This is a genomic window from Myroides pelagicus (genome assembly GCF_009711055.1).
GTDB classification, from domain to species: Bacteria; Bacteroidota; Bacteroidia; order Flavobacteriales; family Flavobacteriaceae; genus Flavobacterium; species Flavobacterium pelagicum.
Map to the genome: position 1 here is coordinate 12,815 of NZ_WMJY01000022.1, position 24,721 is coordinate 37,535.

A 24,721-nucleotide genomic window follows, 5' to 3' on the forward strand; every position below is an offset into this window, starting at 1 on the left:
TTTTGTTAGAAAATAACTTTATCGACCTCCAATACCCCTTAAAAATCACTTCATTTTCTCATTAGTATATAACAAAAAAGTGAGCCTAACAATGCTAGACTCACTTCTTTTTTAATCTTCTACTTTTAATAGCCTTATTTAACCATATACTCCACTACTGTATTAGCCTGTACATATGCAATCGCCCAAGCCATAGTGTTAGCATATAAAACACTATTATATACCATTATATCGCCATTATACTTTTTAGCAATTGGCTTACCTGCTGATGTAATAGCTGCTGGATATATATTTATATCTTTATTAATTGCATTTCCTGAAATCCAACCTCCATCGCCAATGTATAACCCAAAGGTTGATGTTTAAGCATCCAAGCCAATGCAGCATCTTTATTATTAACCGCGATAGGAAGATAATCCGATGAATATCCTTTAACATATAGTGAATTATTTACATCACTACCAGCTGCCAACCCTCGAATATCTCCAAAAGGTCCATTGATTAACGGATCGTCTACTTGTTTAATTGCATTAGTAGGTGTCGATACACCACTGCTAACAACTGTGCCTACTGAAGTACTTATAGCATTAAGCATATTCTTTATATTTTTCAGGATTGTTTTCTTGAGCGTGAATCACCACTCCTTTTTTATTTTTGACAAAATCGGCTAAAATCTTAATTACCTCATTATCTGCGCCATAAGCAAAGCCAATTACAATAACATCAATCTTATTATTATTAATAAAATTCTTTAAATACACACCTTTACTACCCTCACCATCAACCAGCTCAATACTCTCGACTTTAAGAATTCCTTTTGGACCAAGGTTAGCTGCTGTTTTTACAATAGCCTTTGAAGAATGAATTTGATCTGAAGAAGCAGGTTGATATACTCCGGCTCCAAGCCCAAGAACATTAATCGTTCGATATCTAAAGTCAATGGATTGACTACACACATTTACACCAACAGAACTATTGCCACTTATTGCATAATTATATGTACCTCCATCAACTGGAATACCTTTGGCTCTTAATAGAACGGATTGTTTACCTATAGATTCAAACAGACCAGTAGCAGAAAAGCTTACTCCGTTTACCTCATTGGTTTTTATAAGGTACTCTCCTGGGTACTTCACATCTACCATTACTTCCAAAGTATTCTCTTGTGTCATCGCAATTCCTGGGGAATACACACCGTGTCTAACCGTTTTCGAGCAATCCAGTAAATAATTAACCGGCTGAGCAGCCACTGATACATCAAATGAACATGACTGTGTCAAACCATCAGCTGACATTAAAATATAAGTATTCACCCCAGGTGTTGTCGGTATACCATTAGCTGTTAGTACTATTTCATGCTCACCCATACTATCTAGAGTTAATGGTCCAGAGCTAAAATACACCCCTCCTACTTCATTAGTCTTTAAGGTAGTTACGCCAGTAGCGTATACAGTGATCGGAAGAATCACAGTATGATTAGCAGTAGCTGCTTCATCTTGTAAGTAATCTCCTTTAACTACGGCATTCGTACAGTCAACTGAAAAACTAATATCTTTTACCTCTACATCTATGGCAGGACAAGTATTAGCCATATCCGAATTGGTAACTAATGTAAAAGCATTTTTTCCTGAAGCAATTGGTGTTCCCATGGCTTGCAATTCAATCTCAACCTTACCTGTTGTTTCAAATATACCCGAACCAGCAAAAGAATAGCCATTTACCTTATCTGTATTAATATTCCAATACTCTGGAGAAGTTACATTAACAGTAAATGCTAACTTATCAGCTTCCGTTAACTTTAAACCAATAAAGCACGCATCTGGCACTCGTATCGTCGCACACTCCACCATATAACTTACAGCAGCTCTACTAACAAACACATTAGGATGACAGTCACTTTCTCTACGCTTATCTAAATATATAGTCAATTTATCACCTGCTTCTCCGGTAGTATACCCCTTACTAGGTGTACCTGTCCCACTGAGCATCAGTGTATAACTTCCCGCTGCTGGAAAAGTTCCATTGTCAGAAAAATAATAGCCATTCTTACTAATAGCTAATAATTCGTAAGTACCAGGCTCTGTCACTGTCACTGTTAAGGTGATAAAGTTAGAAGCATCTAAGTATTTCCCTTGTTTGTACTCTCCATTAACAACAATTTCACCACAGTGCTTATCACTTATATCAAATACTGCTGATGGTGGTGTACCACAAATACTCAACCATGTCGCTTGAGCTTGGCTCCTTTCTTAAAGACAACTAACTTTAAGAAATAAAACCTTAAAAAACGTCAATTTTCACCTACTTATCTTTCGTAATGATCCTAAACATAAAAAAGGAGACTTCTTATCTAGAAGCCTCCTCTAAGTATAATTGAAAAAAAAATTATCACTGGGGTTATTCCCAAAAATCAGCAAAGTGATGAACAGGTCCATGTCCTTTACCAATTGTGTATTTTGCACCAGCTATAAGTACTCTTGTTATATAATCTTTACCCCGTTGTACCGCCTGGTTTAACGGCAACCCTAAGGCTAAATAGGCCGTAATTGCAGAAGATAACGTACAACCCGTCCCATGGGTGTTTTGTGTATAAATACGCGGCGATGGCAAGTATAACACTTTGTCAATTTCTGCATTGTATAATACATCTGTCAATACCTCCCCAGCAACATGACCTGCTTTTAACAATACTGAAACCTGTCTATTACACGATAAAGCACGCGCGTATTCAGCTAGATCAGCTTTCGTATCTATCTTCTGTCCCAATAAGACTTCAGCCTCTGGTATATTAGGGGTTAGAAGTCTTACCTGAGGAATCAATACTTCTTTTAGTGTATCAACCGCCTCTTGTTGCATAAGTTCATCTCCTGATGTTGCTACCATCACAGGATCTAAGACAATATTGGTTTGCTCATACCTGAATAGAACTTCACTTACTCCTTGAATTAAAGACTTAGCGTGCAACATACCTATTTTTACAGCATCACTGCCGATATCTAAGAGTACAGAATCTATCTGTCCCACGACAAAATCAACTGGTATAGGATGTACACCGCTTACTCCTACTGTGTTTTCATCTACAACTGCTGTGATAGCTGTAGCTCCATAGCACCCCAAAGCCGAAAAGGTCTTTAAATCTGCCTGTATACCTGCTCCTCCACTTGGATCACTCCCTGCTATACTCAATGCTATTTTATACCTCTGACTCATTGCTTCTGATTTTATCTATATGCCAATAATTTTTAACACAAACCCTAAATATGCTGTATGTGAAGAGACTAAAAACGAAAGCACAGTACACAAGCTAAGCTGCTGCTTATACCCTAAACATTTTCGACACTAGATCAAATGCACAAACAACAAAATGGGCACAGCTAGCTTAGTTATGTATGTTTACTGCGTTGGCTTTTAAGCAAAAAAAAAAGACCGTTTTACACAAGCAAAACGGTCATCAACACAATATCTTGAATAATTGTAGTCCTAGTACAACTATACTTTTCTATTTTTTGCCGTTTCCCTACGATGTCAATTACAACATATCAGGTTCTAGGGTATTATCTCAGCTTACTAAAGCACCCCTAACAGTACTTTACAAACATACATTTAATAAGGCAACCTACCTATAGTTTTCACAATTATTAACTTAGCTGTGAAATTATATTTTTTTAAGTTAAAATTCATCTATATTTACAAATCTAATCACTTAATTGAAAAAATATGAAAAAGAAAAAATCATTTCTATCCATGTCAATTATTGCTCTTTTGATGGCAAGTTGTTCTTCTGATGATACTCCTACCCCAACCCCTGTTCCATCAAACGATATTTATGTGGTAGAATCTATGCAATCAGATTACTACTTAGCTAATGACAAAGGAGAGTTTGACAAACCATATGATACAGAAACAAAAACTTTCACCTATGACGACAAAGGAGCCTTAATTAGTCATACTATCGAATCGATTGACGATATAGGACAACCAACTGAAAATATACAAAAGTACAAAGGTACCTATACCTATAACGACAAAGGATTATTAGTTAAGTACAAAAGTGTTGACCTTATAGACAATACTGATTTCTGGGACGCAACCCTTACGTATAATGCTCAAGAGCTTGTCAGCGAAATTTACGATGCTGTAGAAGACTTAAAAACTACCTTTGAGTACAACGATCAAAGACAAGTCTTAAAAGAAGTTGTGACTACTGCGAATAATGTTAACACTATTATGTATCAACACAAAGAAGGTAATATCATACTTGTTGACAACAGTCCGAACACCTCTACACCCGAACAAATGAAGTTCAGCTATGACAATACGCCTAATCCTTTTAAATACATGCGCGTTGACTTTTCATTAGATGACTATGATTTTACAGGTGAATTTTTAGGATTTGTTCACAACAACAAAAATAGCGTGACCAAGTATCAATACAATGATACGGAAGTACTTCCGATTGAATATACTCTAGATCCCAAAACTGGTATGCCAATAGAACAAATTACTTATTTTGAATCAGATAAAAGCGATAAAGAAGTAATTAAATACACCTACAAAAAAATAGAGCAAAAATAACCGCTCTATGAATTACCCCCAGCAGTAGCTCTAGTAGTAATTTTGAATATACTAAGTCCCTTTGATTGTTTAACCAAAGGGACTTTTTATTTGTACAAAATTCAAATCGTAAACACTTATTAAAACAAGTTTACAAATACCCCTATAGCTACCAAATGTTTTAATGATTACCTTCCTACTTTAATTTTTCTTTTCATGTCTAATGTGATACAACAAAACACGAATAAACCAACAATTACCTATTATAATAGAAAGCAAACATTCCGAGAATTTAGACTCCACGACTAAACACATTCGAGAATGCAGGTGTAATCATTCGATTACACCTTTTTATTAAAATAAGAGAGCTGCATTCCATATGAATACAGCTCTCTTTATTTACAAAAAATACGGTTTCTTACTATTCTTCGTGAAAAGCCAAAATAGGCACATAAGTATGATAACTAAGCTTCTTAGTCACACTACTTGTAAATAGCTTTTCAAAGAAGTTTCTACTGCGTGTGATAGACACTAATAAATCAATATTCTCTTGATCTAAAAACTCAAAGATACCTTTCTCAACATCACTTGCCTCAACGATATAGAAACGAACAGGAGAATCTTTATAATTTTCTTCCCAGCTCTTCACTACAGCTCCATCAATTTTATCTTTAGACGTAGCTACATGCACACATTTAATCGTTGCACCAAAACCATTAGCCATTGGAATTAACTTGTCTAAAATTGCTTTATCTTGCGTCTTAAACAAAGTAGAGAATGCAATAGACTTCACCCCGTCGAAGATAGCATCATGCGGAACACTCATCACAGGGATATCTAATGAACTAATAGCATTAGCAGTATTAGAGCCTAATAGCTTTTTATCCAACCCAGAGTTACCATTGGTTCCCATTACCACTAAGTCGATAGCCTCTTCTTTCACAACCTTTTTCATAATCGTATTTAAGAAACCTTCCTCTAGAATAAAGTGCATAGGCACATGGTCTAAATTGTGCTCCTTGGCAATCTCTCTAATTTGTGGTACCTGATCTTTGAAATTTTCAAAGTTGCTAAGTTCTATTGTCTTATAGACATCTTGCACCATCACAGGGTTTGCCGTTGCAGAGATTACTGGCATTTCATAAGCATGCAAAACAAATAAACTAGCTTTTTGATTATCAGCCATTCGCAGTGCATATACTAGTGCATTATTAGCTGTTTCAGAAAAGTCGGTTGGGAATAATATTTTTTTCATAGTATGTGATTGTAATGTTTTGCATAAAGATATGAATAATCTTTATTTTCTAATAATCTTTTAACTAAACAATCCTACTACTTTATTCAAATTACAATGACGACTTTATTTGGCGTTAAATATATAAATACTAATATTAACCTATCATTAAACTTAGCAAAATCAATCAATCAAACCTTATTTAAATTTTATTTAATATTTTATGTTAAATACATAAAATAAATAACTACACTTATGTTAATTATACTGCCAATTTAAGTCATAAACATTTTAAATTAGCTTTTTAATAATTAATCAATCATATATCGCTTTTAATACGTAATTAATAAACAATCGCTCTTTTATTTCTTACATTTGCAACAAACACCTTATAAACGAAATTGTATTACTATGCAAATTGTATCTGTCAAAAACCCCATTGACGATCTTAGCTTAGAAAGAGAATTGAATGAAATCGATTCTTTAATTCACCACGCTAAACAAAGGGGTGAGTCTGTTATTTATATTGACAAACTATCGTACCAAAATCACTTACTGTTGATTGAAAAGAATTACACCATCAAGAAACTGATGAAAAAAAGCGCATTGTTTAGCTTTTTAAAACGACCTAAGAAATACTACGCTATCGAGTTTCCGGTCTAGTATATTTCTTAAACTAGATATTTATTATAAACACCACTAACGTCATCTTAATTACGCTTTACACCTTAATTTTTATAACACCCGTTTATAGTTCAACTAATCTAGAAACAGCAATTGCGACTCTATTGTAACAAAATACGATACAATCGCAATTCCTACTATAAGAGAATGCCTGTGCATTCTCTTTTTTATACCCTCAAACCACCTGTGTTTCCCTACATTAAATATACTCACCATACCCTATACCCTAGGCACAGTCAAAAATCCCTCTATCGCTATCCCTTCACGCCCTTTTTTTCAAAAACATTTCCATCTTTTACTCAGACTTCCTTGAAGTATACGTGCACATTGCTTGCACTTTTGTTGCCAAAGAAGTGCTCCTAGGGTAGTATACCTCAAGAATACTGGAGTTATTTCTCAATCTTGGCAACAAATAAATCAAAAAAAGAGCATTTCATCTGCTTAATCAAAGTCTAGAATTAACAAAGAACTTCAAAAAAGCACTTATGCTATAAACATATTATCACAAAAAAAAAGTACAACCATCAGGTTGTACTTTATCTATGCGTTGAGTTGTATTTATCCTATTTTTACAACTTTGCTATTTTCCTTCTCGGCAACTTCTTTGCGCAATGAACTACTTGAGAAGCGGTGATCGCGAGAATTGTAATACAACTCTATTCCCTTTTCTTCACAATATGTTCTTCCCGTGAAGCTCTTATCCTTGTACTCTACACCTAAAATTCTCACGTCTATCTTAAACGAACGCAATACATCTTCTAAGTCTTGCTCTGTAGCATAAGGGATAATCTCATCGACGAACTTACATCCTTTCAGCTGAATGTAGCGCTCTACTACTGACTGTGTAGGTTTGTTTTTCTCTGGACGATCAAGCGTGGGGTCTGTTTGCAACCCTACGATTAAGTAATCACATTGTCTCTTTGCATCTTCCAACATCTTTATATGACCTGCATGCAACAGATCAAATGCACTAAAGGTAATTCCAACTTTCATACAATTCTTTTTACATTTTAAATAAACGATTCTTTGACAAACCTTTATCCTAAATAACTTTTTCCTTTTCCATGAAGAACAATTACTTCTCTACTCCCTGCTTCTAAAGCCTTTGAATCGCCGAAATCATTGTTTTCAGGGCAAAAGTATAACTATTTTTTAATATTTAATATTACTTTTTTGTTATCGCCCCTCATTATGCTGGGAGATTGGACCTAAAAAGATACTTCTTATTCCCTATACTACTAAAAAAGGCATATAATGGATATTATATGCCTTTTTCTTTAACTTGTATGAATAAACGTCTTTTAAGATCAAAACAATTTATTCGAATCACACAAGTAATTTTTGCTATTTGAGAAGCAATAAAGTCCCCACTACTACTGTTCTCGCGGGCTAAATTATGAAAACTTTTAATACAAAAAAGTTAATAATGCGATTTTAACTATTTTATTTAATCTCAAAGCAAAACATATTACTCATTTAGCAACGAAACATACGCATTTGTAAGATTATCAATAAGATCAGAAGCAATAAGATTAACTTTATACATTAGCTTTACGGCACAATCTCCTGCTAATCCGTGCAAATATACCCCTAAAAGGCTCGCTTGCTCACTCGTATAGCCCTGAGCGAGTAACCCCGTTAGTATCCCTGTTAATACATCTCCTGCTCCTGCTGTTGCCATACCCCAATTGCCCGTACTGTTAAAGTGTATTTTGCCACAAGGCCAAACAACCGCTGTATGTGCACCTTTGACAACTAATACAACTTGGTACTTTTGAGCGAATGCACAACACAACGTTAGCTTTTCAAAATCAGTTTCCCAAGTCCCTATCAAACGCTCTAATTCTTTAGGGTGTGGTGTAAGTATACTTCCTTTACCCAGATGCTCTAATAACCTTTTATCCATCGATAAAAGTGTTAGCGCATCGGCATCATATACCATCAAATGATTTGTATTTTCCCTGACAAAATTTGCAAACGCTACTTGCGTTGCTTTAGCTGTCCCCAATCCTATCCCCACGCCTATAGCCTGATACTTCTCCACAATAGGAAAAGTCACTAGGTACTCATCAGATGAGCCAACCATACACATCACTTCTGGATTTGCTGTCTGCATGATCGAATACCCACAGCTAGGGACATAAGCCGTAGTAAGTCCTGCACCTATACGCATACAGGCACGACTTGCCAAGACTGCTGCTCCCATCATACCATGACTACCACCAATAATCAAAGCCCGTCCAAAGGTTCCCTTATGAGCATATTTTGTAGGTTTGTGGATAAATGGTCGTACAATATTCGCTAACACATACTGATAATTACTCTCAAACTCCTCTACCGCAACCTTGTCTAAATCGATGGATACCACCTCAAAATCATCCATGTACTTTGCTGAGTCAGGTAACAGCATCGCAATTTTAGGTGCGTGAATCGCATAAACTTTTGATACTTTAAATACCGGAGCTCCTACCGGTGTAGGTCCATCAACAAACATTCCAGATGGAACGTCTATTGCCAGTCGATCCTTACACTCGACCTGGTTTAACCAATCCATTACTTCTCCCCACTCTGAAGGTAATACTTCGCGAAGACCAGTCCCTATCAGGGCATCAATCAATATATCGTCTGGCTTGATCGAAAAGCTGAATTTCTCTGGATTAAACTTCTCGACTTTAATACCTCTATCCTCAAGCAATTCTTGATTGCGCAAATTGTCTGAGCTATACTTTTTACTCTGAAGCAAATACACCTTCACGAATGCCCCTGCCTCTTTAAGTAATTGAGCTAAAGCTAATCCATCACCACCATTGTTTCCCTTTCCACAGAAAATGACAAAACTACTGTGATAAAGCTTATGTCTATTACTAATTGCCTCAAACAAGCGCGTAGCAACTCTCTCCATCAGCTTAAACGACGAAATATACTGATTTTCTATGGTCTTTTGATCCAACAACCGAATTTGCTCAGTGCTTAATATTTTCATACTTTTTTAATTTATGCTTTTATTGATTGATCTAAACCTAGCACCTATTTGTGTAAAACCTCATTATAGATACCTCACTAAAAGTATCCCTTATTCTGTGATAAAACAAATAAACTTCTTGTCCTAGATTAAGTAAAAGCTCATCCATACAACCTATCTTTGACCTACAATAAAACAAATAATAAACATGAAAATAACCGCATTTGCCGCAAGTAATAGCTCAACTTCTATCAATGGTCAATTGGTAGAATTGGCGACTAAATATTTCCCAAACGATCAGATTAATCTTTTGGATCTAAATGACTTTGAAATGCCAATTTACTCAGAAGACAGAAATAAACAAGGTGTACCTAGCCAAGCTACAGCGTTTAATCAAGCTATAAGTGAAAGTGATGCTTTAATTATTTCATTAGCTGAACACAATGGATCATTCACTACAGCGTTTAAAAATATCTTTGATTGGGCCTCGAGAGAGGATATGAAAGTATTTAAAGATAAACCTATGCTTCTTCTATCTACTTCTCCTGGAGCAAGAGGCGCTTCTGGTGTTCTCCAACAAGCCCAAAGTATTTTTCCTTATTTTGGAGGAAACATCATAGCTAGCTATTCACTTGGACAATTTTATGACAACTTCAAAGATGCAGAAATTATAAACCCTGAACAAAAAGCGCTTCTAACCCAAACCATACAAAATTTTAAAGACCATTTATAATATACTTACAATTTCATACTAAACTATTCATCCCCTTGTTAGTGTATCCACGTATTAGCAAGGGGTTGTTTTTAACCTACTTGTTTATTTTACTTCTCGTTATCTAATCAAGTAATATTACAAATTAACACCCTTCACCTCTCACATTAAAAATCAATCAATTAAACACAAAAAACATTATAAAGAATTAATCATATCAACACTATTAAAGTAGTTAAACATACCTTCGCTCTATCTATCTAATATTTTTTTCTTACTTTTAACAAAAAAGAAAATCATTAACTCTATTAAATTAATCAATATGGAACTTCACAATATTGGAGAGCAAGAACATAAGTTCTACGTACCTGATCAAACGCAACATGATCTACTAGAAACAGGTAAATACACTAAAATAACAGCGGTTATCGGTATGGCTATCTTAGGTCTAATTACCTTAGTGATTGTAGCTATTATCGCAGGTATTGGAGATGAATTTTTAGAAAGCATTATGGGAAGTGCTTTTTCTGATGTTGACACTAATGTCGCTATGCTAATTGCTATTCCCGTGTTAGGTATTTTTGCAATTATCTTTTATTTATTGACCTTATTAACTAAGTTCTCTAAACAAGTAACAGAAGGCATTAACAATCAAAGTGATGAAGATTTAGAATTAGCTCTAGAGTCACTAGGTAAATACTTTAAAGGCTCTGCAATAATGACCATTTGCGCTATTGGACTTGGAATCTTTGCTTTGTTTTTTGCAATTATAGCTGGTGCTGGTGCGCTTGCTTCACAACTATAGTCCAAAATCAATCAACAAAATAAAAAAGACAAGTCATGGATATTCATAATATAGAAAATAAACAAAGTAAAGGATTAGTATTTACAGAAACTGCACAAGACCACATTGCTAAAATGGGAGGCTGGGCTATGTTTATGGCGATACTTGGATTTTTAGGTGTTGCCTTTAGCGTTATAGGTGCAATAGGTACTATAATAATCGATCCGCTTTCAGGAGTACTCAATATAGGTATAGCAGTAATAAACGCTCTAGCATCGTTAGGGCTATACAATTATGCTAGCAAATGTAAAGCCTTCACAGAAAACAGAAGTGATACAAAAGCAGTTATTGATGCTTTTTCAGGATTAAAACGCTACTTCCTATTTACACTTATAGCAACAGTAGCCTCTTTTATCATCGCATTGATAACAGGAGTATAAACAATTCGTATCTACATAATTTAAAAAGCGTACTATACCCTAATATAGTGCGCTTTTTTATATTGGGCAATCCCAAGAGTTTTTAGTATTTTTGCCATACTTTATTACAGACAATTAGCTAGAATGAGAAACTACAACGATTCAGTATTGTCTTATACCGAACTATTTTAACTCGCCTACACGCTATTGTTTCGACAGTACAAAAATGGCATATGTGTAGTTCACCAATACATTAAAAAAAATACAATGGGAGATAATTTCTTTGTCCGATTAATCAGACAAGAGAGCAAAACACTATTCAAATTAAAACAAAGTCAACGCTTGTGGCATATACCTCTTATGGCCATGCTAGCCACTGGAGTACCCCTACTCACGGGTTGGTACTTTGACAATCTTTCGGCTGGATTACTAGCCTGTCTATCGGGATTAGTGATTCTATACTTACCCTCTAACATTCCTACACCACAGCGAATGCTAACAATGTTAGTGTGTTCGTTCGGCTTTATGCTCAGCTTTGCCGTTGGGATTACCTTTAGCTTTAATCTCTATCTTTCAGCCTTGGTCTTTGGTTTATTTACAACAGCAGTTCATTGGATAACACTCTATTTTAAGACACCTCCACCTGGTAGTTTCTTTTTTATCATGGTTGCTTCCATGTCTAGCAATATGCCTTTTGACTTAGCCAGTATCCCAACGCGACTAGGATATGTAGCTATGGGAACGATGTTTGCCTGTAGCCTAGCGATGATCTATAGCTTACTAATAGGCAAAAAATACAACAGTAAAACAGCCATACCACAGATCTATCACGTCCCTATAAAAGAACAAGTAGAATACCTAATTCGCTCACTGATTGTCGGTGGATTCTTGTCGTTTTCACTATTAACAGGCAATCTATTAAAATTAGACAACCCCTATTGGATACCGATTTCTTGTGCTGCTATTATGCAAGGGATAACGCTATATCACGTCTGGCAAAGAGCCTTACAGCGCATAGCAGGAACATTTGTTGGTTTGGCGCTATGTTGGTTGCTCATTTCCCTTTCAGACTCACCACTGTATTTCTGCATTTGTATAATGGTCTTACAGTTTATAATAGAGATGTTTATCAGCCGAAACTATGCTGTGGCGGTTATTTTTATAACTGCACTTACGGTATTACTAGCCGAAGCGGGGAGCACAATGATCACTACGCCTAATTTGCTAATACAATCGCGCTTTCTAGACATTGTTATTGGGAGTTTAATTGGAGGAATTGGCGGTTGGTTTCTACACCATGAATACCTGAGAAAACAAACTAGAGATAGCCTAAGAAATACGCGTCTGCAATTGCTAAGAAAAAAAAGAGCCATTGTAAAATCAAAAAGATAAAGAGATTACTTGCTTTAATACAAGGACAACCAAAGGACAAAGTACACTTTATCTCTACTTACTTTTGTCCGAATTGCAGCAAGGCCTCATAAGGATCACCTTGTAAGTTCAATAGCTTAGCAAAAGCGGGTTCTGTTTTTAGTCCAGCTTCTTTAAGTGCAATAATCGCCTGTTTGAACGCTTCTCCTTGCTGAACCAACAATTGGTGTTCGACCAACATATGTCGGTAACCATTTTGGCTCTCTACAGGGATAGACTGAGCAAATAGCTCTACTTCATAAGTACCAATGAAAAAACCGACTACTACAGCAGCTTCTCCACAAGCTTGCTTTTCTCTCACCTGATAGCCAGGGTAATGCCCAAAGTATCGATTCACCAAACTTATAAAAGAGACTTTATCTTGATAGGTACAACAAATATCTAAATCACTACTAGCAATGGCGATATCAATAGGATAAGTACCAATAAGTACAGGGTCATGTATGGCTAATATTTGCATAACCTGATGTGTATCTAAGAGTTGATAAATTTCTTGTTGGACAGCAGTACCCGTTTGAAGATAAGAAAGATCTCTAAAGTTCATGGTATTTAAGGCTTGATATTACATAAAAGATTCACTATGCACTGGCCAAAGGTAATGATTAAAAAAACTAATCAAGACTAAAGTAAATCAAATCCTTCTGATATGACTCAATACCTGTTCTGTAATACCGAGATAACTCGCCATATTAGCACTAGACACACGAGTAAAATGATCGCCTAAATCCTTGAGTAAACTATAGTAACGCTGTTCAACAGACATGGTTTGCAATTGGTAAGCTCGCTGCTGTAGATCCAAAGCATATTCTTCTACCAATCGACGACAAATAAGATTGAGTTCTGGATACTCTCTAAAAAGTCTCAACATAACACTGTTGGAAATACAATGTACCAAACAGTCCTCCATACACTGAATATTCTCGTTAGCCACGCTGCTCTTATACATTTGATAAGTCGCAGGCAATATAGTGTGATCAAAAGCATACCAAGTATCTATGGTTCGAACTTCTTTAGTGTAAAAACCTCGCACAGCCCCCTTCTCTATGGCATATAGCGCCATAGGACTCTGTCCTCGCTTTTGAATAACCGTTCCTTTTTTTAGGTGAACAGTCTGTATATTTTGCTCGATGACCTCCTTGCATTGAGCAGAGATATATCCATATTGTTCAAAAAGCCTAATCAACATATTCATGGTAACACCCTTTCTTAACAGATTGCTATAATACCTCTAAGTTACCAAAAAAAGATCGGTTTGCCTATATTAATTCCTTACTACTCATTGAGCAATAATACAAAAAAAGCACTTTTCCTTTTAAACATACAAGGCTAATACATTTTTACCTTCATTAACCTCAACAATAACAAGTAATACACAGTAATTCACTAGAAAACAATAAGCTAAAAATAATTTATTTTTATTTATAATGTGAAGTTTGGCGCAGTAATTGAAATATACTTAATACAAGTTTGATAGTTTTTTTTTATCATTGTCAAGCCGATCAAATAAGAGAGTAAGTTTTTTTTCATATTTTTTCGCTAATGATTAATCCTATTGTAGAGGAGGATTAATGAGTTAGTTTTATAGTAAGTTTTTTTTTTAAAGTCCATTTTATATCCCCTATAAAATGGACTTTTTGATACAAGCAGATTGATATAACTTCCTCGCTCCTATCCTGATGCTCGTATAAAAAGACGTTTAGCTTACTATATCGTAGCTAATAAATTCGCATTTTGTTATAATCGTATGTTTTTTTAAAAAAATACACCAAAAATTTTCAACATTGGTATAATATATGCTGATAACTATTCATCAAATTTATTAATTAAACACATATGGACGACTTACTATTATCCTCTGAAGTAATTGGATATGTCATTGCCTATGTTACTCTTATTGTGCTATTTTCAATACGCATACTAAAGAGTAAACACATTGTCCTTGATGATAAATATTTGGTGGTCTTATTAGCTGTAGCTTTATTACCTATAGGGGTAATCTACGGAATATATCTACGGTATTTTGAGTCAAACCAAGCTAAACTACGCAAAAATTAATGCACTTACATACACTTGAAAAGGAGCTTATTACTAACTGTAATAGCTTCTTTTCTATTTAAAAAAAAAACGGTAATTAAATCCGTAAAATACTTATACAAAAAAGTAAAAAGTCTTCACTTATAAAAAGTGAAGACTTCTCTTGTAAAAAAACTAACAAAAAACTCAAATACGCACAACCATAAAAACGGTTTATATTGCGTAACTCAGTCCTAACATATATGAATTATAGATAGTACTTTCTAATCCAAATCGAGCAGCCGCATTCAAAGTAAACGACTGGTAACTAATGCCAAAACCAGTGCTAAGAGCATCATTACCTTGACCAAATAGCCCTCCCACACGAACAGCATATCGATTGTAAAAACTATAATCAATCCCTAGACTATACTGCTGGCTAAAATCATACCCTGATGTGGCAAAATAAGCACTATAGTCCATAGCTAAAGTTATCTTTTGTGTAGAAGTAGTCGGCATACTTATATCTCCTCCTAAACTCAATTTAGGCGATAATTGCTTAGAGACATCGCGATAGACATACTGACCTATATTACCTATTTCAGCCCCTATGCTATACTGCAGATTGTCCAATCCACCCGTATAAAAAGCTCCTAAAGCTAAGTGATAAGCCCTGCCAGTATGTATCATCTTTTCACTGGCCATACCCACTTTACTATACACTGCTAAAGCACCTGTCCACTGATAAGCATAACCTATATTAACTGTATTAGCCTGCAAATCTATTTTACGAGCACCTTCATTAAACTCTCCTTGTCCAAATCCGTCTATACTCCCCATATCAAAATACCTTCCACCAATAAAAAAGGCACTGTTCTTATAACGGTAAGCAACACTTGCCGTATGCAAAGTCATAGTACTCTCATCTGTGGGTAAAAAACCGATATTGTAATCAGCGCTAATATGCTTCCCCGAAGCCAACATCGCTGATGGGTTGAGAAATACATAGCCCTCAGCTGCCCTAGACATACTGACTTGCCCCATACTCATTGACACTGGAGATACAGGCGCTTCTATTAATGCAATAGGACGATTTTGTGCATGTGTTATTACTGATAAAAACAGTAAAACTATTGTCTTTACAATTCCTTTATTCATTGCTCTATTCTATTATTGTTTAACAAAACTTTGTTTGTACTGCTCATTGCCTTGATTAAGGACAACTTCATACCTGCCTGGGCTCAAACTATTCACATACAACACATAGGTACGCTTTAAAGCGTGTAATTCCTTTGTATTGAAGATTTCTTTTTTAACTTGTCTGCCTAAAACATCTCTAACGGTCAATTGTACTTCTCCGTGAATACTATCACCTACTTTTAAATAAACGATATCCTCTGCGACCTTAGGATATAAGCTATATATCCCTTCATTAGCATAGACAAATACAGGAAGGACAACCTTTGTTTTCTGTGCGTGTTTATCTGTTACCCACAAAACTATTTCTCCCTTTCCTTGTTGTTTTGGCTTTATTGTTAATACACCTTGATTTAAACCAGCTGTATACACAGATGAAGTCGCTGTCTCTAATTCAAACTGTAGTGATTCTACCTCTTCGTCATTAATTAACTGTTTTAAATTCACTTGTTTTAAACTATTAAGCACAACATTAAGAGAAGATTGGCTTTCTATTAAACGAGGTGGATTGTCAAAACGCTTAGTAAATCGAAAGACTCTTTCACTTCTGGCTCCATACTGATCCGTTACCTTCAAGACAATCTGATGATCTCCTTTGTAAAACTTACTGGCCTCTAACTTCACTATTACGTCATTTTTTGATCGCCAATGGGTAAGCTGTGCACTATTACTCAAGCTATAATCCCATTTTTGTTGTTCTGGTTCTTCAATACTAAAGGCCAGTTCCAAGACGTCATTCCCTGCTAATTCAACTGCCAGATTATCATCAATATTCATGTGAATAATAGGCGCGCGATTCGTAAGTGTAGTAATGCCTTGTTGATAAGCTACTAATTCGGAAGCTTTTCCATTACGCGCATAAGACCTAAGGGCAAAAAAGTATTGTGTTCCACTCGATAATCCTGTTATTTTTCGCTCCAGCAAAGCATCTTCAACATTGTAACTCGCTGGTACTTCTAAAGCAATAACCTGTTCACTGTTTAGATTAGCTGAAGTAATTGGTTGGCTAGAGACATACAATGTATAACTCTCGATATTGAGCTGCTCTTGATTTGCCGCTTTATGTGCCTTCCACGCAATGGTAATAGACTTATAACTTCGCTCAATAGACTCCGACATAAAGTATGGAATACCAGGCAAAGCTGTATAGTCAACCTCAGCCAAGGCTAAATGGGCATCAATATATCCTTTTCCTAATTTATCGTGATACTCTTTTACATTATAATTATTAGCATCCACACCTTTGACACTTGTCAATAACTTTTGCTTTAACTCCCTATTGGTATAACCTTGTCCCCCATACTTAGAAACAATCAAACTTGCAATACCACTCACATGAGGAGATGCCATAGAAGTCCCTTGCATATATCCGTATTTGCCCTGACCGTGCTCAGATACCACTGTACTTAATATACCTGAAGTCATCTTACCTCCCTGATAAGGATATTTCTTACCAATTTTACTCGATCCACCAGGTGCTGTAATATCAACCCATGTTCCATAATTGGTATACCAAGAAGCAGAAAAATCTGGAGCATAAGCTGCTACGGCAATCACATTAGGTTCTGCTCCTGGGTAAGTCTTATACGATGTGTTGTCATTAGAAGCTGAAAATACGACAAGCCCTCCTTCGATTAATGGTTCTTTTGTGTGCTTATATCCTGCATTTTTTATGAAGTAGTCAATCGCCACTTGAACAACTCTTGGGGTAGATAACCCTACGTTATATCCCCAAGAGTTTTGTGAAATTATCGCTCCATTATTCGCTCCATAGACAATAGCAGCCGCTGTATGATTAGAAGATTTAACTGAAATATTTCTAGGAGAATCCGGATCGTTAGGATCGTGATTAGGATTAGCTTTAAATATCTGTGAACTCATTACCCGTACTCCTGAGAGAGGTGTTCCATCTCCTCCTGCAATACTGGAAATTCCCTTGCCATTATTATTAGTCGCAGCAATGACACCCGCTACGTGTGTACCGTGATCATGTGGTTCTATTTCACCTGTCTCATCGACAAAGTTGTACCCATAAACATCATCAATATACCCGTTGTTGTCATCGTCAATTCCATTGCCAGGTATCTCCCCCTGATTAACCCATAAATTGTCTTTCAAGTCCTCGTGGTAAATATCAATTCCTCCATCAACCACACAAACTATGACTTCTGACTTTCCTGTCTGCTGCTTCCATGCTGGAATCATATTAATATCAGCACCAGCTATTGAACTTACAATATATTCATCACCCACTTGGTAATTTCCAACAGTCCCATCATTAAGATAGTTCCACTGTTTATCAAATAAAGGATCATTGAAAAAAGCTGAGCTATTGCTTTGACTAACCACTTTTTCTTCTGTAGGTACTATTGTATAACTTCCCAATACAGGCTCATATACAGGCTCAACATAGGCGACAACATCACGATAATTGTCATTGCTTAAAGTTTGAAACTTTGGCTTTTGAGCATCTTCACTTAACAACACAGTATACCAAGCATGTAGATTTTCTTGTACTTGTTTAGATTCATATTTACCTGCATAAGGAAATACTCTTTTTAGCTTATACCCTCCTACTGATTGCAAATATTTATCAACAGAAGCATGTCCTGTAGGATAGGTTAATTCATTAACCGTATTGTCTAACTGCTCAACAATACTTCCTTGAAACTCAACAGTTATCATGCCTTTAACTCCCTGTTTCAGTTTTTCTAGGTTTTCTTGATTAGGAACTTCTCGTGAGTCAAATTCTTTATCACAAGAAATGACACACAGACTAAGTAAGAAAATAGAGAATAGTTTTAATTTCATTTCGTATTAAGTGTTATAGTATGTTTTTAATTCATTAAAAAAGGTAAAAGACTTTTACCTCTAGGGCTATTCGATTATTAACTGCTACATCGTAGTTAGACAAATCAATAGCATAAGGCCCTTGATAATACTCGTTTGTCCAAGCATACTTCCCTGATAAAGCAACACCTAAGGTTTGCTGCTTAGTTATTGCGTGCTGATAAGACACTCGCCATTGTACTGAAGAGTTAGGTTCTGTTCGCAATACAAAAGGAATATATGACTGCCTTATAGCAACCTTTTCAAGTGACTTATACACTTTATAAGTACTGCTTAATGATTTGTGATTTGCATAAGACAAATTGATATCTAAAGAACTTTTTGTAAACATCTTTGTGTATCCCGTTCCAATACTAGCGGTTAAAGACTCACTAGAGACTTGTTGTTGATGATAAAGGTATTTCTCCTGATACAAACGATGTTTTAGTTTTACCCAAGTCATAAGCTTATGGGTTTGATCAAAGAATTGCTTTCGCTCAATGGTCAAAGCATTTTGCCAATCCTGTTGAGAATAAAAAGCATTTGTAGCTACCTTCACATAGTCATACAAATTCTGAGAAGAAGACACCTTCTGGCTCTCATAAATATGCTCACTACCTTTGCTAAAACTATTATTCCCCTGATACATCCATGACCAGAAGCCACGGGACCCTTGATAATCTAAAGCAAACATAGGGCTCAGCACATGGGTATTTCGAGTAAATAAGTTTAACTTAGTATTACTCTCAAACCCCAGTTGACTATTGTCAAAAGTATTCATATACCTATAGTTATAGTGTATATTTGCTTGATAACTCCAACGCTGAACAGGTTGCCGTATTTGCTTATAACCCAACGAACCTCCTGCTCCAACGACTGTCATTGAACGCTCATAACTTTGTCCTACTTTAATGGGAGTGTTTTTCCACTGGCCTAAACCGATAAACTGTAAAACTGCTGGAGCTTTATTTAAGACATTACTACTACTGATCATTTGGCGATTAAACTCTGGATACACCTGTAAACTGATTAACCCTTGCTTTGTTCGCTGTAGCAGTCCGACATCTACCTTAAACCAAGAGTCATAAATAGATAAACGTGGTTCGGTAATCCTCGAAGAAGCAACTCCTTTATAGGAAATTCCGATTCCCAAATAAGTATCGTCTTTAGCAAAACTATATCCCCCTTGAATCTGGTAATGCTCATATCGCTTATCCCCATTACCTAAAGTATCAGACACTAAATAAGGATAATATATCTCAGGATTAATCGCGTAGTTTAGCGTACTATTTTCTCGGTTTTCTTGACCATAAGCCATAGTACCAAACAATGTTCCTTTACTGGCTTGTGTAAAAAATCCTTTAGCCTCTACCTCACTAAACCTCTGACGATCACCCCAATCAAATTGATAATCTCCCTTAGGCACTTGATTAAAACGATGACCAACAGACACTGTTCCATTGCCTATAAACTCACTCCAAGTCCCTACCTCATCAACAAACTCCTTGGTGTAATGATTAAAAGCGGGATTATCTGCCAATGCTTTAAATCCGTGATAAGTTATCGACTGACTATCTTCATTTAGATAAGTTTGTTTAGCTGCTTTATAGATACTTTCTTTATCTGGTTGAGCCCACATACCCACCGATACAAAAACAACAATAAAGTATATAAGTATATTTAATTTCATAACAAGCAATTAAAACAGATTAACAATCAATTCACTTCCAAAAAAAGGAGCTAATGCTCTTCGTTGGGTACGCTGAAACTTAGTCTTGTATGAAGGAGACAATTGCAAAAGATTATTGGCAAAAAAGGAGAGTTTAACATGTTTATTAAACTCCTTAGTTAGTTTGACATTCCACAGCATAGAAATTGGCAAACGCTCTTTGTTATACATGGCTGAAGAAAAACTGCGCATCAAAGCAGAAAAAGCAGGATTACCCTCTATCTCTTGTGGAGTTATCTCGCGTGTATTTCCGTCCAAATCCATAATACGACTAGGATACTTACTTACATTATCACCCAAACGATACGTGTCCAACCAAGTAATCTGTACGAAATTTGAAAAGATCAGTTTCCAAACCGGCAAATGAGTATTAATCCAAACATTTGTATTAAATCGTTGGTTATACTGCTTGTCAAAACCATCGTAATACCCCACATAAGGATATAAGTTATTATCATTAGTAATTGCAGGTCGATGCATCACGGGTACACCACTAGTGTATAAGGTGTGATAATAAGCACCATTAATCTCTATATCGGAAGCAATCGCCTCCACCTTTGATAAAAACAATCGATACTCTATTCCTTTTTTGACTACTTTAGCACTATTGACAGGCGTACTATTAATGGTAAAATCTCGCTTTTGATAAGGATCTAAATCGTCTTTTGTCGGTTTATGGTCAATTGAACTATCCTTTAATTTGTAAGCCGTATAAGCTACAGGCTCATAGATTGAAAAATACTCAACTCCACCGTTCATCTGTTCTTTAAAAGCAGTAATCGACAGAGATAATTTCTTGTATTTCATATCCCACCCCAGCTCTATTTTCTTGTTTTTATTCTCTCTCACATTGCTATTTAAAGGATCTAATACGTGTGTATTTATCAAGACATAGCGATTGTGTTCTTCTGTAAAATATCCATTAAAAGCAACAAAGTCTTGATACACCTTATCTGGATACAAAAAGTCTATAGAAGGCAGTTTATTCTCAATACCAAAGCCTATACGAAAGCTATTGATTAGTAGTGCTTGATCAGCTAGTGTTTTTGAATGCGTATAAGCTAATTGCAAACGAGGCTCTATAAGCAACTTTGAGGCCAATAAATAGTCTTTAGGCAGATTGTACATTGAAGTAGTACGCACTCCTAAAGAAGCATTCCACTCATGGGTATTCACAACATAACGCAACTTAGTCTCGGCATAAGCCGCTTGGTGTATCAAGGCCGGAATACTAGCATTCGAACGAGGTCGTGTAAAAGTGCTTGACGGATAAGGCGGTCGTGTAGGATCTACAATTACCCCTGCTCCTTTATTTTTGGTATAGGTCAAATTAGTCCCTACAAGTACACGCATAGACAAATATTCTGACAATTGTAAAAACTTATTGGCTGATAAACTCGTATAAGCATTCATGGGCTTATTTTCAAAGGCGTAAAAAGTGTAATATTGTTGGGGTAAGTAACTCGCCTCATGCTCACCAGCTTCCAATGCTGAAGGGCTGATTTGTACAGATACATTTTCTACTTTTTTGTAATGTTCAAGTAAATCACTTGTATAATCTACAGATGCCTTGAAGGTAACTTCATCAACAATAGGTGAGTGAATATTAGCTACAACATTAGCAGATAAACCATAACGAGTATAAGAAGTCTTATAATTTTCCCCTTTGAGTCGGATAACCTCATCGTCTTTTCGATTCTTAAAAGAACTCACATAACTTCCTCTAAGATTAAAATCAATTGATTTACCCCAAAAAGCAAATTGATTATCATAGTTAAGCTGCCCTGTAATTCGCTGATAAGCTGACTTAACCTCTCTAAGGTCATTACTCGAGGAGATGTAATCAAGTCCAGCATAGAGCGTTCCCAGCTTAGGAGATAGAAGCATTCCTTTTCCTATATAGGCAAACTTATTCAAAGGGTCAAACTTTACCCTTGTTCTCAAAGGAGACTTTCCCTTTTTAGAGGTAATCTTAATATTTCCACTACTGAGATTCCCCTGAGAGGCAGAACTAATTCCCTTGTTTATTTCAACTTGTTGAATATGATCGGTAGATAGTGTGCGTAAATCCACACCTGTATTAGTTGTTAAGTTAGCATTAGATCCAGTAATACCTGCCATCTGTAAGCGATAACCATCATTTTGCATAGGTACCCCATCAACAGTTACCCCCATACCAAAAGACGTACTTTTATCACTCCCCACTTGTCTGGATGAGATTAACTCCCGTGTATTAATTGTATTGGGACGAACCATTCCCCCGGGCAGCAAAACAAATATATCCCCAACAGAGATAGGGTTAATATACTCTAATGCTTGTTGATCAACCTTTGCTTCACTTGTTAATGGATTGGTATAAGAGGCAGAAACCACAACCTCTGAAAGACCAATACTTTGAAGTGCTAAAGCAATAACTAGGTGTTCTTCTCCAGGCTTTATAACAATACTTTTAGGCATATAGCCTAAACTACTAATCTGTAAGCTAAGTGAAGTTTGACCGTTAAACTCAATTGTAAACTGACCATTTATATCTGTCTGTAAGCTTAATTGCCTTTCGGTCAATACCACCGTAGCAAAAGCAATCGCCGTTCCTGTCTGGCTATCGACAACACTAGCCTGAAGAGAAGCTTTACTCCCTTTTTGGGCCATAACCATCGGTATAGATAGTAAATAGAGTGATAGCAGATAAAAAATTGATTGAAAAGAACTAATATTTTTCATTATATCAATAAAATAGAGGTACGTAGTGTACCTCCATTTTGCATTATTTTAATTGCTATTTACTTTTTAGGATAACTTTTTTGTCCGCCAACATTTACAATAAAGTCAGCTGAACTATTATTAGTATCAGCAACAGTCTCTTCTCCATTTCCTCCAAGTACAGGCTTACGCTGAACGAATTGCTCATTAAAATTGTCAAAGCTAGATCCATCAATTAATACAGTTCCTCTATCTACTGACTCAGGTAATACTTTGTGATAAAACTCATCTTTCATTCCAGTTTCTACAGCATCCAATACATACTCTGTCGGTAGACGCAAATAGTCTTGAATCATCGTTCCCATAGATGCAGGGTTTGGAAGTTTTTCAGTGTGCTGGGCAATAAACTTATCAGCAGACTCTGGTAAACGGAATAAAATCATCGGAGCCGCTCCTGAATACTGCCAATGAAAGGCTTGAAATATTGAGTGATTTACAATTACATTATCTACAGCAGGATTATCTACAGTCATTCCTCCTTCTACGTAAATCTCTAAATCAGCGCCTGACAAGTCAAGGCTGTTGGGTTGATTGCCCTTCTCATTGTGGTTAATGGCTGAAAAAGCAATAACTAAGCTCTCATTAGGCTCTACTTTATATGTCTTACCATCTCCAGGAATTGTATAAAACTGACTGATGACAATCTCATTGGGTAAGTACTTACTCATTGCATCACCTACCTCTAAACTGCTAAAATCTCCAGCCACACCAAATGATAATCCATCAGCATATAATGCTTTATCTGAAATATTGCGTATAGTAAAATATTGTTCGTAATAAGTATAAGAATATCCGTTCTTAGCACCGTTAAAATACAGTTCATCTAAAACAAAGGAAGTATTCTTTGGACTAACAACTAAATCAACAGGTAGTGACAAAGTCATTTGACTTTCTGCTACTGTAAACTTTGTGATCTGCCCACTCATAGTTACAGCATTGTCTACTAGGTCTTCAGCTTGAACACTGAAACTACCCTTTGGTACATTAAACACTACTTTACCAACTTTATCAGCTTGCTTCTCTTGAATTTGTCCTGATTCTAATTCTTTTAAAATTACAGTAAACGTACTATAATCCTCTACTACTGTTTCACTGTCTAAAGCGATGGTTAAACTACTTAATTGATCGGCAGCATCTTCTTTCGAACACGATACCAAAACAAATAAGGATAGTGCTAATAAGGTAAAATACTTCTTCATGTTTGTTTGCTTTTAAATATTTTTATTTAGTTTTATTTTAAATAACAGCGCAAATATAGGGGCATATAAACTAGATTACCAAACACTACTTAGAAAGAATCTAAATACAATACAAGCATACTATTAACAAAACAATCATTATCAACCAATTACACAAACAGAACAAAACCCCCTTTTAATTGCCATATAATGACTTCTAACACCCTTAAAATAA

Annotated in this window: 20 protein-coding genes and 1 riboswitch; of the genes, 7 read left to right on the forward strand and 13 right to left on the reverse strand. The window is 35.8% G+C overall.

All coding sequences use genetic code 11. The annotated features are described in order from the left end of the window. Nucleotides 1–292 precede the first annotated feature (292 nt). The 3 genes from GJV77_RS10205 to thiD form a co-directional block, all read right to left on the reverse strand. Nucleotides 293–595 (reverse strand): hypothetical protein, encoded by a 303-nt coding sequence (locus tag GJV77_RS10205; RefSeq protein ID WP_155036255.1) that lies wholly within the window; start codon nt 593–595, stop codon nt 293–295. Beyond that, on the reverse strand, nt 588–2,222 hold the full coding sequence (locus GJV77_RS10210; RefSeq protein WP_155036256.1) for a hypothetical protein: 1,635 nt from the start codon (nt 2,220–2,222) through the stop codon (nt 588–590). Before GJV77_RS10210 ends, GJV77_RS10205 begins: the two co-directional genes overlap by 8 nt. A 175-nt stretch (nt 2,223–2,397) precedes the next feature. After that, nucleotides 2,398–3,210, reverse strand: coding sequence for a bifunctional hydroxymethylpyrimidine kinase/phosphomethylpyrimidine kinase (gene thiD / locus GJV77_RS10215; protein ID WP_155036257.1), 813 nt, complete (start codon nt 3,208–3,210; stop codon nt 2,398–2,400). A gap of 287 nt (nt 3,211–3,497) precedes the next feature. Then, nucleotides 3,498–3,590: riboswitch (TPP riboswitch) on the reverse strand. A gap of 127 nt (nt 3,591–3,717) precedes the next feature. Here thiD and GJV77_RS10220 point away from each other — a divergent pair. Then, nucleotides 3,718–4,575 carry a hypothetical protein gene (locus GJV77_RS10220; RefSeq protein ID WP_155036258.1) on the forward strand — a complete coding sequence of 286 codons (858 nt, stop codon included), beginning with the start codon at nt 3,718–3,720 and terminating at the stop codon, nt 4,573–4,575. A gap of 400 nt (nt 4,576–4,975) precedes the next feature. Here the strand turns inward: GJV77_RS10220 and GJV77_RS10225 are convergent, their stop codons facing one another. Beyond that, on the reverse strand, nt 4,976–5,809 hold the full coding sequence (locus tag GJV77_RS10225; protein WP_155036259.1) for a universal stress protein: 834 nt from the start codon (nt 5,807–5,809) through the stop codon (nt 4,976–4,978). 390 nt (nt 5,810–6,199) lie between these two features. Here GJV77_RS10225 and GJV77_RS10230 point away from each other — a divergent pair, with 390 nt between their 5' ends. Next, a complete protein-coding gene (locus GJV77_RS10230) occupies nt 6,200–6,451 on the forward strand; it encodes a hypothetical protein (protein WP_155036260.1) in 252 nt (83 codons plus the stop codon). 579 nt (nt 6,452–7,030) lie between these two features. Here GJV77_RS10230 and GJV77_RS10235 read toward each other — a convergent pair. After that, complete coding sequence (locus tag GJV77_RS10235) at nt 7,031–7,465, reverse strand: adenylyltransferase/cytidyltransferase family protein (RefSeq protein WP_155036261.1); 435 nt, start codon at nt 7,463–7,465, stop codon at nt 7,031–7,033. Between the two features lie 475 nt (nt 7,466–7,940). Next, on the reverse strand, nt 7,941–9,455 hold the full coding sequence (locus GJV77_RS10240) for an NAD(P)H-hydrate dehydratase (protein ID WP_155036262.1): 1,515 nt from the start codon (nt 9,453–9,455) through the stop codon (nt 7,941–7,943). Between the two features lie 187 nt (nt 9,456–9,642). Here GJV77_RS10240 and GJV77_RS10245 point away from each other — a divergent pair, with 187 nt between their 5' ends. The 4 genes from GJV77_RS10245 to GJV77_RS10260 all read left to right on the forward strand — a co-directional run bounded on the left by GJV77_RS10245 (nt 9,643) and on the right by GJV77_RS10260 (nt 12,741). Then, entirely contained in the window at nt 9,643–10,167 is a 525-nt protein-coding gene (locus GJV77_RS10245) for an NADPH-dependent FMN reductase (protein WP_155036263.1), read from the forward strand. Between the two features lie 301 nt (nt 10,168–10,468). Further along, nucleotides 10,469–10,951 carry a DUF5362 family protein gene (locus GJV77_RS10250; RefSeq protein WP_155036264.1) on the forward strand — a complete coding sequence of 161 codons (483 nt, stop codon included), beginning with the start codon at nt 10,469–10,471 and terminating at the stop codon, nt 10,949–10,951. Nucleotides 10,952–10,986: 35 nt separating this feature from the next. After that, on the forward strand, nt 10,987–11,370 hold the full coding sequence (locus tag GJV77_RS10255) for a hypothetical protein (protein ID WP_155036265.1): 384 nt from the start codon (nt 10,987–10,989) through the stop codon (nt 11,368–11,370). 246 nt (nt 11,371–11,616) lie between these two features. After that, nucleotides 11,617–12,741 carry an FUSC family protein gene (locus GJV77_RS10260; RefSeq protein WP_155036266.1) on the forward strand — a complete coding sequence of 375 codons (1,125 nt, stop codon included), beginning with the start codon at nt 11,617–11,619 and terminating at the stop codon, nt 12,739–12,741. Between the two features lie 58 nt (nt 12,742–12,799). On the opposite strand, the gene GJV77_RS10265 is transcribed toward GJV77_RS10260, so the two are convergent. Next, entirely contained in the window at nt 12,800–13,324 is a 525-nt protein-coding gene (locus tag GJV77_RS10265) for a DUF4269 domain-containing protein (RefSeq protein ID WP_155036267.1), read from the reverse strand. Nucleotides 13,325–13,411: 87 nt separating this feature from the next. Continuing rightward, a complete protein-coding gene (locus GJV77_RS10270) occupies nt 13,412–13,972 on the reverse strand; it encodes a Crp/Fnr family transcriptional regulator (RefSeq protein ID WP_155036268.1) in 561 nt (186 codons plus the stop codon). Nucleotides 13,973–14,613: 641 nt separating this feature from the next. On the opposite strand from GJV77_RS10270, the gene GJV77_RS10275 reads away from it, so the two are divergent. Continuing rightward, nucleotides 14,614–14,835, forward strand: coding sequence for a hypothetical protein (locus GJV77_RS10275; protein WP_155036269.1), 222 nt, complete (start codon nt 14,614–14,616; stop codon nt 14,833–14,835). Nucleotides 14,836–15,027: 192 nt separating this feature from the next. On the opposite strand, the gene GJV77_RS10280 is transcribed toward GJV77_RS10275, so the two are convergent. From GJV77_RS10280 to GJV77_RS10300, 5 genes are all read right to left on the reverse strand, one after another. Next, nucleotides 15,028–15,951, reverse strand: a complete 924-nt coding sequence (locus tag GJV77_RS10280) for a PorV/PorQ family protein (RefSeq protein WP_155036270.1) — start codon at nt 15,949–15,951, stop codon at nt 15,028–15,030. Nucleotides 15,952–15,963: 12 nt separating this feature from the next. Further along, nucleotides 15,964–18,801, reverse strand: coding sequence for a S8 family serine peptidase (locus GJV77_RS10285; RefSeq protein ID WP_155036271.1), 2,838 nt, complete (start codon nt 18,799–18,801; stop codon nt 15,964–15,966). Between the two features lie 34 nt (nt 18,802–18,835). Next, nucleotides 18,836–20,509, reverse strand: a complete 1,674-nt coding sequence (locus GJV77_RS10290; RefSeq protein ID WP_155036272.1) for a DUF6850 family outer membrane beta-barrel protein — start codon at nt 20,507–20,509, stop codon at nt 18,836–18,838. A gap of 9 nt (nt 20,510–20,518) precedes the next feature. Then, nucleotides 20,519–23,197: a carboxypeptidase-like regulatory domain-containing protein gene (locus GJV77_RS10295; protein ID WP_162521606.1), complete on the reverse strand. Its 2,679-nt coding sequence runs from the start codon at nt 23,195–23,197 to the stop codon at nt 20,519–20,521. Between the two features lie 131 nt (nt 23,198–23,328). Beyond that, on the reverse strand, nt 23,329–24,507 hold the full coding sequence (locus GJV77_RS10300; protein ID WP_155036274.1) for a DUF4876 domain-containing protein: 1,179 nt from the start codon (nt 24,505–24,507) through the stop codon (nt 23,329–23,331). Nucleotides 24,508–24,721: the final 214 nt, after the last annotated feature.